Below are 13,567 nucleotides of genomic sequence, written 5' to 3'. Positions count from 1 at the left end.
ACTATTTTATAAATATATTGGGTATAATATAATTTTGTGAAATAATCTTTTTTGATTACCACATTCAGAAACGATATTCGTGCAATACAACACCCCATTTGGGGGATGGGGGGCTTCTAAAAGGATTTCCACTACTATCCCTTACGCAGAATCTGGTGTTTATTGCAAAGATAATATTGTGTATTTGCTTATATTTATTTATATTTTATACAAAAAAAATAATGATTTTTTAAATGAAATTACAATAATAAACACTTAAATAAACTACATTTTTTTCGGCTTCATTTAGCAAAAAGAACAAACTGTTGGAGCTTTTTTATAGCTATATTTGGTATAACTTTGTGCCAAAGTATTTATCACATGGAATCGGCAAAGTTTTATAGTTTACTCAATCAACATTTCCCTTTTGAACCCACACTCAAGCAAGCTGCTTTTTTGCAAAAAATGGCGGTGTATATTACCAATACATCCAACAACGAAATATTTGTTTTGAAAGGCTTTGCAGGTACAGGAAAAACAACCCTAATTGCTACTATTGTAAACCAATTGGCTGCCATCAACAAAAAATATGTGTTGTTGGCTCCCACAGGAAGAGCCGCCAAAGTGATAGCCAACTACAGCCAAAAACCAGCATTTACAATTCATAAAAAAATATATTATCCAAAAAAATCTACGGGCGGCGGCATAGCCTTTACCAAACAACAAAACAAACACAAAAACACCCTATTTATTGTAGATGAGGCTTCGATGATTTCGGATATTGGACAGGATAGCAAAATGTACGAAAACGGGTCGCTTTTGGACGATTTAATCGATTATATTTACAGCGGCACCAATTGTAAAATGATACTTTTGGGCGATACAGCCCAGTTGCCACCCGTCAATATGGAGGTTTCACCCGCACTAGACCCCGATACTTTGGCCCTACATTATGACAAAAAAATCGATTGGATAGAGCTCGATGAGGTAATGCGTCAGGCCTTACATTCGGGTATTTTGTATAATGCTACCGAGTTGCGATCGCTTTTAAAAGACAGTTTTATCACCGAATTCCGATTCAAAATCAAAGGATTCAAAGATATAATTCGGCTCACAGACGGCTACGACATTCAGGATGCCATCAATACAGCTTATAGCAATTATTCTATAGAAGATACCGCCTTTATTGTAAGGTCAAACAAAAGGGCCAATCAATACAACGAACAAATACGATCCAAAATACTATTTAAAGAAAGTGAATTGGCCACGGGCGATTTTTTGATGGTGGTAAAAAACAATTATTATTGGCTCAAAGACCAAGACGAGGCAGGATTTATTGCCAATGGCGACATTATCGAAGTTTTAGAAATACACGGTTTTAAGGAATTGTATCAATTCAAATTTGCACGGGTCAAAATCCGAATGGTAGATTATCCAAACCAAAAACCATTTGAAACCGTTTTGATTCTCGACACGATTTCCAGCGAATCACCTGCACTAACTTATGAACAATCCAATTTGCTATATACAGAAGTTATGAAGGATTATGAAGATGAAAAAACGGGGTATAATAAATATAAAAAAGTAAGGGAAAACGAATATTTTAATGGTTTGCAAGTAAAGTTTTCGTATGCAATTACGTGCCACAAATCGCAGGGTGGACAGTGGAACACTGTATTTATAGAACAACCCTATTTGCCCGAGGGCATCAATTCCGCCTATATTAGATGGTTATATACAGCCATAACCAGAGCCAAGGACAAACTCTACTTGATTGGCTTTAAGGACGATTGGTTTTTATAGTTTTATTTATTTAAATAAATAAAAACTTTCATTTCTATTTTAATTCTCAATACAATATACCGCAACATCAAAGCCCAGTTGCTGATTTTGTATTGGGATATTATCTAAAGTTATCGTTGTGGTTAAATTTTTTTCATTTTATTTGCAGTAATTAATTAAAAAAAAGTATTATGAATAAATTATTAAATTATTATTTTAACTTAAATTAAAAAAATAATTTAATATTATGTTTTAAATAATTATTTTTATGATTTATTAATATATTATTTTAAATAAAATAGTATAAAAAAATTTGTTTTTATTTTTTTTATAATATAAATAACAACTAATTTTGAGACTTATAAATATCTTAATTTAAACTACAATGAAAAAAATGAAACAAAATGTTTATCATAAATTTTTTAAAAATTTATGGAAATTAGTAAGTCTTACCCTTTTGGTTACTTATAATGTAATTTTAGGGCAAACAAATCCAACTGTAATCGGAACAGAGGTATTTACAATAAGTGCATCATCGACTCCAGTAAGTCCATCAAATATTAAAAATGCGGCACATTATTTTGTAACAAATTCAGGAACAAATTATTTGAATGATGCTATTCAATTTGCATTAAATGCGGGTTATAAAAATATTTATATAGAAGAAGGAACTTACTTGGTAAATAAGACAATAAATTTTCATAGTATTACTACTAACAAACTACTTTCGGGAATTAAAATAGAAGGGGCAGGTATGGGTACTATTATAAAGCCTAATGTAACAACTTTAACGAGTATTTTTAATATAGGAGCTTTTTTAAATACACCCAAAATTAACGATTCGTATTGTGAAAATAATATAATTAGCAATATTTTTATTGATTTAGACACAAAAATAAGAACGGGTGTAAGGATTGGAGCTAGAGGACAGTATGCTTTAATTGAAAATTTATGGATTCAAAACGCTCAAGTAGCAGAAACAGAGCAATATTTTACAAAATACGTGTCAGATATTCAATGGATAGACAATAAACCTGTAGAAAAAGAAACTCAAATTACTGCAAATGTTGCAAAAGGCAATGGTGCTATATTAATTGATTTACCTTTAGATAACGATCCTACTACTACTATTTTAGACGGTTTTTTTATTAGTACTACTAGTAATCCTAATGGACTTGCTTATGAATCTGATTTTAATAAGTTTAATAATATTAAAATAAGAGATTGTGATATCGGAATTAGTTATAACTTTAAATATATTTCATTACTTATTCAAAGTACTTTTAATGGCAATGTATTTAATGATATAATAATAGAGAGGTTTAAAACAGCTGTGGACTTTGGTCCAGTAGCTGCAAATTGTAGTAATAATCTTTTTAGCAATTTTGGGATACAACCAGACAAGATAAAAAATCAATTTGTATTTAGAAGAATTCATGGAGATCGTAACACACTCACAAACATCAATACATTTGATTGGACAGCAGCCTCTCCTTCCATTTTTATATACGATATTTCATCCTCTGCAAAACAATTAACCATTGAAAATTCAAATTTGAGAGCAACTGCAAACCTTAAAAATGACCCATTTTATATAAAAGACGATGGATATGATACTAAACTCATAAATAATAACGATGTAAATGGTTATACTAATAATATTTTGAGAGGCGTTAAAGACTTTGCTGTTTTTGGACAAAATTATTATAATAAAACCGAAAATGATTTTTTGGTACAAGATTTTAATAAAATTATTTTTGGTGGCGGATTGTTGCAAAACAGTTCATTTGCATATCAACCAACCCCAAGTGGTTTATGGAATCATCAAGCAAATCCACCAACATATTATATAGCTCCAATATTAAATCCAGCACCTGTAGTTGGAATTCAAACACCACTTTGTGTTATTACCAATAGAGACCACAATGGTACTTTCCAATGGACAAAAGTTTCAGATCTTTTAAGCAATTCAACTTGGAATCATATAGCCTCGCAAAATGTTAAGATGAATAATTTTGCTATTGTAAATAACCCAGCGGTACCAGATCCAGCAAATGCACCTGGAATCAGGCTAGATAATGCGGGAAATGTTAGAATTGGAACAAGTGCACCAGTAGCTTATATCGGTTATAACACAATTGCTAAGCTTAAAATTGATGGAGATGTAGAAGCTGGACAAGGAATTTTAACAACTTCGGGACTGCCAAACGGATCTTTTTTTGTTGATGGTGGTGAGCGTAATGATAAATGTATTGTTTTGTCTGCTGGTTCTGTAATAGGAAGTGGATCTGGTTATAATAAAACAAGAATGTTGAATTTTTTTGATTTTCCTTCTTCAAACTTAGATCAGAAACCAGTTGTTTTTTTTGGAATTGAAGACCGAAATGATATGGGAAGATTTAGAATGGTTGCTGAAGCTAATGGCTTTACAGAATTTGGTATGCTAAATAAAAACCAGCAACATTTATATAAAATATATGAAGATGGAAATAATAATGTAGCATTGACTATGCCTAAAGCAAATTCTGCACTAGCAATAGGAACAGAAATATTTAGCTATCCAAGCGATGCAACAGCAACAAATGATGGTAATTATAAATTAGTAGTAAATGGTAAAATAAGAGGTGCTGGTCTTAAATTATCATCAAATTATTGGAGTGATTTTGTTTTTGCAAAAGATTATAAATTGCCAACATTACAAGAAGTTGAAAAACATATTATAGATCACGGACATTTACCAAATATACCTTCTGAAAAAGAAGTTGTTGAAAAAGGTGTTGATATGCTGGAAATGGCAAAACTTCAAATGCAAAAAATTGAAGAGCTAACACTTTATATCATAGACCAAAACAAGAAAATAGAACAGTTACAAACAATAGTTAAACAACTTCAAAAGGAAAAATTTTAAAACATGAAAAATAAAATGGTATTGCTAGCAATTGGTACTACACTTTTGTCAAATGGGCAAGAGATTAAACAATTTTCAAATTTAAGTAGTGTAGAAAACAAAACTATTTCACAACTATTCTCATCATTGCATCAAGCACAAGAGTTTGTATCGCAGATGAATAATGCAGAAGGAATAGCTAAAATTGAAAAAATTAATTTTTCAAATGGAACTTTTAAATTAGAAAGTGTTTCAAATAAATTAGAGTTAAAAAATATTATTATGTCAGAAAAATCAATTATTGATTTTATAGCCACAAATGAAATAGACCTTTTGGAATCGACTTTAATACCAAATAAAGAAGGTGATGTTGCCTTGATAACAAAAAAAGAGCTTATAGAAAAATCACAAAGGGCTGTCGAAACAAGCAGTACCTTTTTGTATCCAAATCCAACTAAAGACGATCTTACTATTAAATTATCTAGTAGTTACTCCAATGGAGCTATACTTTACATATATGATAGCAAAGGAGCTTTAGTCATGGAACAAGTAATAAAAGATACTCCGAAAATAATAGACACCGTAGCTTTGCCCGTAGGTGTGTATATGGCAACTTTAGTTTCAGAAGATAATCGAGAAACTATTAGATTTGTAAAAGAATAATTTTTTGTGGATTTACTAATACTCCTTTTTTTTTAAAATCCAATTTTGAAGATTTTAAAGAAAAGGAGTTTATTTTTATTGATAAATGTTCAAAATAAAATTAAAAAGTGTATTTTTGTTAATTATAGAAATCATACTAGTAATATGTTTTGATTTGTAATAGTATTTAAAAAATTTGAATTGAAAAAATAAAGAAAAATATTAATAAAATAGTAATTAATTAAGTATGCAGGAATGAAACGTAATTTAAGACATGTTTTTTATGAGTTAAAGGTACATTTAGAATATTCATCTATTTTTATATATTTAGGTTTTATATGTATTTTTCCATTAATACTATTAAGTTTTTTTAATAACCCTGCATCTGATGATTTTGATTTGAGTTATGAATCTCAAGTTGAACATTTGTGGGATTTACAAATTAGAAGGTATATTGAATGGTCGGGGAGGTATTTTGCCAATGGAGTAATAAGCATTTTAGACCCATTAGTATATAATAATTATTTTGGATTTAAGCTAATCCCCATTTTTTTAATAGCTTTTTTTATTTTGGGAGTTTATTTTTTTTTCAAAAACTTAAATTTAAGTTTGACATTTACTCAAATAAGTGCTTTAGTTGGTACATTCATAGTAGTATATATTTGTAAAATGCCAAGTATAGCAGAAGGTATTTATTGGATTCCTGGATCTATTACAAATTTCCTGCCAGTAATATTGGTTTTTTTCTTTTATGGATTGTTGTTTAAATTTTTTTTTACGGGTAAAGGGATAAACATTTTTTTTGCATTTTTAGTCCTAATTGCAACTATGGGTTGTAATGAAATTACCGTAATAAATATTTTATTTATAAATTCAATACTCTTTATTGTTTATTTTTTTTATAACAAAAAAATTAATGGAATATTAACTAGTATATTAATAGTAACTATTTTTTTGGGATTAATTGAGATAATGGCACCTGGAAACACTGCAAGAGCAAATCAAATCAATAGCAACCATCAGTTTTTACATTCATTATTAAAAACACTTCAGTTTGCAATTTCATATACAATGAAATGGTTACCTTTTTTAATTCTCATAGTTTTTTACTGGTTTGATGAAATGATTGAAATAATAAAGAGTAATATACCTTACCAATATTTAATGTCTCCGGCCTATGCTTTCATGTTATTGTGGATAACAATTAATATCGATATATTTGCTTGTTTTTGGAGTACAAATTCAGCACCACCAGGTAGGACAGTCAATACTATTTATTTTTTTTTTATTTTAAACTTTATCTATTTTATAATTTGTTTAATATATCATTTTTGTATAAAAAAGCGCATAAATTTTATATCCTTAAAAAATCAGAAATTGACATTAGGAATTCTTATAGGTTTATTTCTATTTTCAGATAATAATGTAACGTTGTCCTATCTTGATTTAATTAGTGGTAAAGCTTATAAATACAATAAAGAATTAAATAAAAGATTTGAAATGATAATCAAAAACCCAAACTCTGAATGTATTTTGCCAGCATTAGAGAACAAACCTCAAACTATTTATAGCGAAGAGGTAATGGGTTTAACATCTGATAAAAATAATTGGAAAAATCTTGAAATAGCAAGATATTATAGAAAAAAATCAATTATTATAAATCCCACAAATCCTCTATTAACAGAATAAATTTTTATATAGTGTTACAAAATACATCTAATAGTACTAAAATAGATATTTCAATAATTGTACCTCTTTATAACGAGGAAGTCGTTTTTGATAAGTTAATAGATAGACTAAAAAACACAGTAAATAGTGTCGATTTTAATTGTGAAGTTGTTTTAATAGATGATGGTAGTTCAGATAGAACCCCCCAATTCATTCAAGATGTTTGTAAACACGATGTTAGATTTACGGGCTTGTTTTTATCAAGAAATTACGGGCATCAATTTGCAGTAACGGCTGGTTTTAATTATGCTAGAGCTGAAAAAGGGATTATGATAATAGATGGTGATTTACAAGACCCTCCAGAATTAATAACTGATTTTTATAATTTGCTTACATGTGGCTATGATGTAATATACGGGGTTAGAAAAAATAGAAAAGAAAATTTTTTAAAGCGATACTCCTATTTAATGTATTATAGATTACAAAAAAAAATATCAAATTTTAATATTCCTATTGACAGTGGCGATTTTTCAATGTTGAGCAGGCGAGTTGTAGATAATATTAATAATATGCCTGAACAAAATAGATACATTAGAGGTATGAGGGCTTGGGTAGGATTTAAACAAATTGGATTTGAATACGATAGAGAAGAAAGACAAGGCGGAGAATCTAAATATAGTTTGAAAAGTCTATTAGAATTAGCTATAACAGGTATATTTAATTTTAGTGATTTTCCAATACGATTTATTACAAAATTAGGATTATTTACAATTTTACTTTCCTTAATGTATTTTGTATATAATTTATACAGAAAAGTATTTTATAATGATGTACCTCAAGGATTTAGTGCTATATTACTTGCTATTATTATGTTCAGTGGGGTTCAGCTTATATCGTTAGGATTGATAGGTGAATATGTTCTTAAAATATATAATCAAGTTAGAAACAGGCCTTTGTATGTAATTGATAAAATTGTTCAAGATGGTAAGAAAATTGAAATTGAACATAAAAAAACTCTATAAAAATTGTTTTTAACTTAAATTTTATAGAATATGAAACCTTATTTTTTTTAGTTAAATTCGTTAAAGTTTTAAATTTTAACGAAGACATGTAACTATACATTTTCGGTTTGTCATAAATGATTTAGATGTAAAAAAAAACGTTGTTAATAAAAACAAATTTAATGTTCTGAAAATGTATTAATACCAAATAAATTTCTAAAATAATGAATACAGCATATTACAAAGAATATTATGATTTAGAAAGATCCCATTGGTGGTTTATAGCTAGAGAACATATTTTACGTGATTTTATCAAAAAAATAATAAAAAATAATAATTTACCTAATAAGAAATTAAAAATATTAAATATTGGATGTGCAACTGGAAAAAGTTCAATTTTTTTAAGTGAATTTGGAACTGTAACATCTATAGAATATAATGAAGAGTGTGTTGCTTTTACAAATGAAATAACAAACTTAAATATTATTCATGGTTCCATAACTTCCCTACCGTTTGCAAAATCAAGTTTTGATTTAGTTTGTGCATTTGATGTAATTGAGCATGTTTTAAATGATAATTTAGCAGTTTTTGAAATGAAACGTGTTACAAATCCTGATGGAATCATACTCATTACAGTACCTGCTTTTATGCAATTATGGAGTCATCACGATGTTGTAAATCAGCATTTTAGGAGATATAGAAGTAATGAAATTAAATTACTATTTGAAAAAGATAATAATGGTAAAATTATTTTTAGTTCCTATTTTAATTGCCTTTTATTTAGTCCTATTTTTTGTATAAGATATTTTAATCGAATATTCAGATTTCAGGATACAAATTCCGATTCAGGTAGCGATTTTAGTACCTTTAAATTTACTATATTAAATTCACTTTTGTATCGCATTTTATATTTTGAAAGTAAATTTATTAAAAATAATATAAGACTACCTTTTGGTGTTTCGTTATTGTTTTCATGGAAAAAAAGCAAATAACATACAGGTTTCAATATAAACTAACAATGTTTTTGTTAAATAATTATATGTAGTAAATACTACAAAAAATACAATAATTTTAAAAATTAATAGATATTAATGAAAACTTTCATTTCTATTTTAATTCTCAATACAACATATCGCAACATCAAAGCCCAGTTGCTAATTTTGTATTGGGCTACTATTTCATAATGTACCCTTTTTTGCAAATGACGGTGTTCTGATTTGTTTCTATTAAGTTGAAATGTTTTTTGCAAAATCAAATAAGTCGAATCAGAAAGGTTGTTTTTAGGTATTACGAACTGAGCCCCAAGTGAATGTTGTAGAACCCTTTTTTGAACAAGAATAGCATCTATAAAATCAATATTATAATCTCTAGAAACCCTTATCCAAAAGTCCAAATCTTCATATTGCAATTGTTCGTCATAGCCATGTAAAGCATCAAAAACACTTCTTTTTACCATACCAGAAACCGAACACATCACATTTTGATCACCAGCAACAAGTTCTTTATACAGCAATCCAGTTGGCGCTTTTACCACTCTTTTCAAATGCTCATCTACCTCATAAAAATAACTTAAAAACTGCCCGTTAGCATCAATAAGCGCTACATTGCCATATACAATGCCAAGATTATCATACTTTGAGGTTTGAAATTTTTTTATTTGTAATGCCACACAGCAAGGTTGTAAAAGATCGTCTGCCGCTAAATCTATCAAATAATCGCCTTCAGCAAATGCAACCGCTTTATTGAATGATCGAGTACAACCTATATTTTTTTCATTTTTGATAAATTTGATTTTTGGATAATCAACCAGCCAGTTTTGAATAACGGCAACACTTTGATCAGTACTACAATCGTCCACAATAATCAGTTCTATATGAGGATACGTTTGAAATAATACAGAATTTAAACAAGCTACCACAAATGGAGCATGATTATAACACATACAAACAACAGTTACTAATGGAAAGTCTTGCATTTAAGTTAGAAAGTTATATATTTGATGCGAAAATAGTAAAACCATAATAAATTGAACCAAAAAAAATATAAAATTGCACAAATTGGTTTCCGACTCAATGTAGGTGGAGGCGAAAGAGTGATGGCAAATTTATCCGTTTTTTTTGAAAAAAACCAAATAGAAGTTCATAATATTATAGTTTTAAATGATGTAAGCTATCCATACAGGGGTACTTTAATTAATTTAGGATTATTCAAAAACGAGTCAAATGGTGTTTTAAATAAATGCAAGAGGATGATTTTTTTAAAAAATTACTTAAAACAACATCAATTTGATTTTATCATCGATCATCGGTTTAGAATTAAACCTTTTCAAGAGCTCCTTATAGCCCGCTGGTTGTATCCTTGTCCTACAATATTTTTAGTACACAGTTATTTGATACATCATTATATACCTTCAAACAAATTCTTGGCTCGACTAATATATAAAAACACATATAAAATTATTGCCATTACTGATGTATCAAAACATGTGATAGAAAAACAATATGGATTCCAAAACGTACAAACGATATACAATCCAATAGATTTTGAATTAATAGACAAACAAAAAGAGTGTTATTTGGATATTGATTATCAATATATTATTGCTATCGGGCAAATGGAAACACCTATCAAACAATTTGACAGATTGATAAAAGCTTATGCAAATTCTATTTTGCCCAATCAAAATATTCATTTGCTTATTCTTGGCGAAGGGCATTTAAAGTCAAGCTATCAAATATTGGCACACCAATTGAATCTTTCCGATAAAGTGCATTTTGAAGGATTTCAAAGCAACACTTATCACTATTTAAAAAATGCACTTTTTGCTGTTTTAACTAGTAAAAATGAAGGGTTGCCCAATGTTATCTTAGAATCTTTAGCTTGCGAAACGCCGGTTGTTGCCCTAAATTGCCTGACAGGTCCAGGCGAATTGATTCTGGATCATCAAAATGGAATTCTGGTTGAGAATCAAAATTTTGAAGCATTCACACAGGCCTTAAACTTATTTGTACAAGACCAAAAATTGTATCAATTTTGCAAAGAAAAGGCCCGTCAAAGTGTACTATCGTTTTCTTTAGAACAAATTGGTAAGCAATGGCTTGATTTAATGAATATATACCTCAAAAAAGTATGATACAATTGATTAAAATTCCAGAAATTGAAAATGTTTTTGGTAATTTAGCTGTTATTGAAAAAGATACGATACCCTTTGAAATTAAACGGGTTTATTTTATGTATGATATTCCAAGTATTGCAAAAAGGGGAGGACATGCACACAAAAATTTAAAACAAATATTAATTGCCATTTCAGGTAGTTTTGATGTTGTACTGAAAAATGGTGTCAAAACTGAAAAAGTTACCCTTAACAAACCGAATGTTGGTTTACTTATTGAAAATTTTATTTGGAGCGATTTAGAAAACTTTTCATCTGGAGCTGTCTGTTTAGTGATTGCTTCAGATACCTATTTAGAAACAGATTATATTAGAAATTACAACGAATTTTTAGAATGTCTCAAATGAAAATAGCGTATATTGTACCAAGTATTCTCGATGAGGGTGGCGTAGCTAGGATTTTATCTATTAAAACTCATTATTTGATTACCCATTTACAATATGAAATTGCCATTTTATCGCAAATTGAAAGTCATGAAACCCCTTTTTATACATTTCATCCTGATATTGAATGGGTTACGATTCCTTTTAACAAAAAAGCCATCAAATCTATATTTGTATATTATAAATATTTAAATAACTGGTTGGTTAATTACAATCCAGATTTAATTGTGGTATGCGACAATGGTTTAAAATCTTTTTTGCTGCCTTTTCTAGTTAAATACCCAAAACCTTTACTCTATGAAGTACATTCGACCGTTTCGGTAGATAATTTAAACGGAAAAAAAATTAGCCATAGGATATATAATTATTTCAAAAACAAGTACAAACATTTTGGAATAAATCAATTTTCCAAAGTAGTTTTAGAAACCCCAAGTGCCATAAACGATTGGAAATGTTCCAATGCTACAGTGATTGCAAACCCAATATGGTTTTCATCTGCTCAAAAATCAGAACTCAAAAATCCGCTTGTAATTGCAGTTGGAAGGCATGTTTATGAAAAAGGTTTTGATCAGTTATTGTCCATTTGGAGTCAATTAATTCCAAAATACCCTACTTGGAAATTAGCTATTTATGGCAATGAATCAAGCGATATGGATTTGAAAAAAAGGGCAAAAGATTTACAAATTGACAATAATGTCATTTTTTACAATGCCGTAAAAAACATTCAAGACGCCTATATAAATGCTGCTATTTTTGCAATGACCTCTCGATTTGAAGCTTTTGGAATGGTATTAATAGAAGCTATGGAATGTGGTTTGCCATGTATAGCTTATAATTGTCCAAATGGCCCAAAGGAGATAATCCAACATCAAATCAATGGATTTTTAGTTCAAAATAGCAACGAAGTGTCCTATTTGGAATTTTTAGAACAATTGATGGTTGATGAATCCTTAAGAATAAAAATGGGTAAAGAGAGTGCTAAATTGGCAAAAAAATACGAATTGGATCAAATTATGTACCAATGGCACGAATTATTTTTATCTTGTTGTAATAAAAATTAGTAAATTTTAAATTAAAATGTAATAGTTAAATGATTTCAATTATATATTTTTAAAATCTACGATTCTTTTTCAGTACATTTTGAACACAAAAAACCAATTCTAAAAATATTATAAACCCACAAATTGGGGTGTTTCCCTTCTAAATGTGCGCTTATTTTTGGTTCTAATAAAAGGTATATTTTCGAAATAATGTAGCTCAATTTATAAGTATTCAAAAAATGAATTACTTGTAATAATTTACTATAAGTGATGCTTATTTTTTCTTCTTTATACAACAAATACAAAGTAGTTAAAGACTGTTTCATTTTATTTAAATAAGCAGTATTAGTATCAATATCTTCATGTTTTATAGGATTATCTACATGTAATACACTGACATTAGTTAAATACAATTGATAAGACAATAATGTGTCATCATGACCATAGGTGTTAAAATAGGTATCAAATTTAACAGCGTCAAACACCTTTTTTTTGATTACAGTATTGTTAAATAATAAATTTGGAAAAGGCTTAACCATCCTTTCTTTTGCTAATTTGTCTTCTATAAATTTGCCATATTGCCATCTTAAATTTTGATTGTCAGACGGACAAATAGCAGGATGTACTCTGCCACCATAAATAACATCGAAAGAATTTAAATTCATAAGATAATTCTGAATATAATTATCGCTAATGATGGTGCTATCGCCATCAATAAACAACAAATAATCATATTTTGCTTTACTAGCTAATATATTTCTATTGGCACGATGTCCAACATTTTTTTCTAATGTAACAAAACTACAATGTGTTAAATGATTGATAGCAGCATTTTCAATGTTAAAATTGGAGTTTGAAGCATCATCTTGTGCTAAAATTTCAAATGTAATCTGTGATGAAATGCATTGTTTGTGTAATGCTTTTACTAACGGAACCGCATTAAAGGCATATATCGGAATTAATATTGAAATCATTTTACTAAATATTCTATATTTGCAAAGAAAGTATTTTTA

At 28.6% G+C, this 13,567-nt stretch carries 11 protein-coding genes; 9 read left to right on the top strand and 2 right to left on the bottom strand.

Annotated features, from left to right (window positions below):
* Window positions 1-360 precede the first annotated feature (360 nt).
* The 6 genes from B0A58_RS05720 to B0A58_RS05695 all read left to right on the top strand — a co-directional run bounded on the left by B0A58_RS05720 (window position 361) and on the right by B0A58_RS05695 (window position 8,951).
* Entirely contained in the window at window positions 361-1,782 is a 1,422-nt protein-coding gene (locus B0A58_RS05720) for an ATP-dependent DNA helicase (RefSeq protein ID WP_089080237.1), read from the top strand.
* Between the two features lie 373 nt (window positions 1,783-2,155).
* A complete protein-coding gene (locus tag B0A58_RS05715) occupies window positions 2,156-4,669 on the top strand; it encodes a hypothetical protein (RefSeq protein WP_141841255.1) in 2,514 nt (837 codons plus the stop codon).
* 3 nt (window positions 4,670-4,672) lie between these two features.
* On the top strand, window positions 4,673-5,311 hold the full coding sequence (locus tag B0A58_RS05710; RefSeq protein WP_089080235.1) for a T9SS type A sorting domain-containing protein: 639 nt from the start codon (window positions 4,673-4,675) through the stop codon (window positions 5,309-5,311).
* A gap of 234 nt (window positions 5,312-5,545) precedes the next feature.
* A complete protein-coding gene (locus tag B0A58_RS05705) occupies window positions 5,546-6,979 on the top strand; it encodes a DUF6056 family protein (RefSeq protein WP_089080234.1) in 1,434 nt (477 codons plus the stop codon).
* Between the two features lie 11 nt (window positions 6,980-6,990).
* Complete coding sequence (locus tag B0A58_RS05700; protein WP_089080233.1) at window positions 6,991-7,980, top strand: glycosyltransferase family 2 protein; 990 nt, start codon at window positions 6,991-6,993, stop codon at window positions 7,978-7,980.
* A 203-nt stretch (window positions 7,981-8,183) separates the two neighbouring features.
* Entirely contained in the window at window positions 8,184-8,951 is a 768-nt protein-coding gene (locus tag B0A58_RS05695; RefSeq protein WP_089080232.1) for a class I SAM-dependent methyltransferase, read from the top strand.
* Window positions 8,952-9,037: 86 nt separating this feature from the next.
* Here B0A58_RS05695 and B0A58_RS05690 read toward each other — a convergent pair whose 3' ends face one another.
* Window positions 9,038-9,934, bottom strand: a complete 897-nt coding sequence (locus tag B0A58_RS05690) for a glycosyltransferase family 2 protein (protein ID WP_089080231.1) — start codon at window positions 9,932-9,934, stop codon at window positions 9,038-9,040.
* A gap of 51 nt (window positions 9,935-9,985) precedes the next feature.
* Here B0A58_RS05690 and B0A58_RS05685 point away from each other — a divergent pair, with 51 nt between their 5' ends.
* Genes B0A58_RS05685 through B0A58_RS05675 form a run of 3 tightly spaced genes read left to right on the top strand, consistent with a single transcriptional unit; the run spans window position 9,986 to window position 12,575 of the window.
* Window positions 9,986-11,092 (top strand): glycosyltransferase, encoded by a 1,107-nt coding sequence (locus B0A58_RS05685; RefSeq protein ID WP_089080230.1) that lies wholly within the window; start codon window positions 9,986-9,988, stop codon window positions 11,090-11,092.
* The gene (locus B0A58_RS05680; RefSeq protein ID WP_089080229.1) at window positions 11,089-11,478 is read left to right on the top strand and encodes a sugar 3,4-ketoisomerase; all 390 of its coding nucleotides are present in this window, start codon (window positions 11,089-11,091) and stop codon (window positions 11,476-11,478) included. The genes B0A58_RS05685 and B0A58_RS05680 overlap by 4 nt, the downstream gene beginning before the upstream one ends.
* Window positions 11,475-12,575, top strand: coding sequence for a glycosyltransferase (locus tag B0A58_RS05675; RefSeq protein WP_165766297.1), 1,101 nt, complete (start codon window positions 11,475-11,477; stop codon window positions 12,573-12,575). Before B0A58_RS05680 ends, B0A58_RS05675 begins: the two co-directional genes overlap by 4 nt.
* A 56-nt stretch (window positions 12,576-12,631) precedes the next feature.
* Here the strand turns inward: B0A58_RS05675 and B0A58_RS05670 are convergent, their stop codons facing one another.
* Window positions 12,632-13,528, bottom strand: coding sequence for a glycosyltransferase family 2 protein (locus tag B0A58_RS05670; protein WP_089080227.1), 897 nt, complete (start codon window positions 13,526-13,528; stop codon window positions 12,632-12,634).
* Between the last annotated feature and the right edge of the window lie 39 nt (window positions 13,529-13,567).

This window comes from Flavobacterium branchiophilum NBRC 15030 = ATCC 35035, from assembly GCF_002217205.1.
In the GTDB taxonomy this organism is placed as follows: domain Bacteria; phylum Bacteroidota; class Bacteroidia; order Flavobacteriales; family Flavobacteriaceae; genus Flavobacterium; species Flavobacterium branchiophilum.
This window is presented reverse-complemented; position numbering and strand designations above follow the sequence as displayed.

Excerpts from the sequence above, each read along its gene's own strand:
- B0A58_RS05695 (WP_089080232.1), top strand. The coding sequence starts at position 8,184 with ATGAATACAGCATATTACAAAGAATATTATGATTTAGAAAGATCCCAT.
- B0A58_RS05710 (WP_089080235.1), top strand. The coding sequence starts at position 4,673 with ATGAAAAATAAAATGGTATTGCTAGCAATTGGTACTACACTTTTGTCA.
- B0A58_RS05720 (WP_089080237.1), top strand. The coding sequence starts at position 361 with ATGGAATCGGCAAAGTTTTATAGTTTACTCAATCAACATTTCCCTTTT.
- B0A58_RS05715 (WP_141841255.1), top strand. The coding sequence starts at position 2,156 with ATGAAACAAAATGTTTATCATAAATTTTTTAAAAATTTATGGAAATTA.
- B0A58_RS05670 (WP_089080227.1), bottom strand. The coding sequence starts at position 13,528 with ATGATTTCAATATTAATTCCGATATATGCCTTTAATGCGGTTCCGTTA.
- B0A58_RS05705 (WP_089080234.1), top strand. The coding sequence starts at position 5,546 with ATGAAACGTAATTTAAGACATGTTTTTTATGAGTTAAAGGTACATTTA.
- B0A58_RS05690 (WP_089080231.1), bottom strand. The coding sequence starts at position 9,934 with ATGCAAGACTTTCCATTAGTAACTGTTGTTTGTATGTGTTATAATCAT.
- B0A58_RS05680 (WP_089080229.1), top strand. The coding sequence starts at position 11,089 with ATGATACAATTGATTAAAATTCCAGAAATTGAAAATGTTTTTGGTAAT.
- B0A58_RS05675 (WP_165766297.1), top strand. The coding sequence starts at position 11,475 with ATGAAAATAGCGTATATTGTACCAAGTATTCTCGATGAGGGTGGCGTA.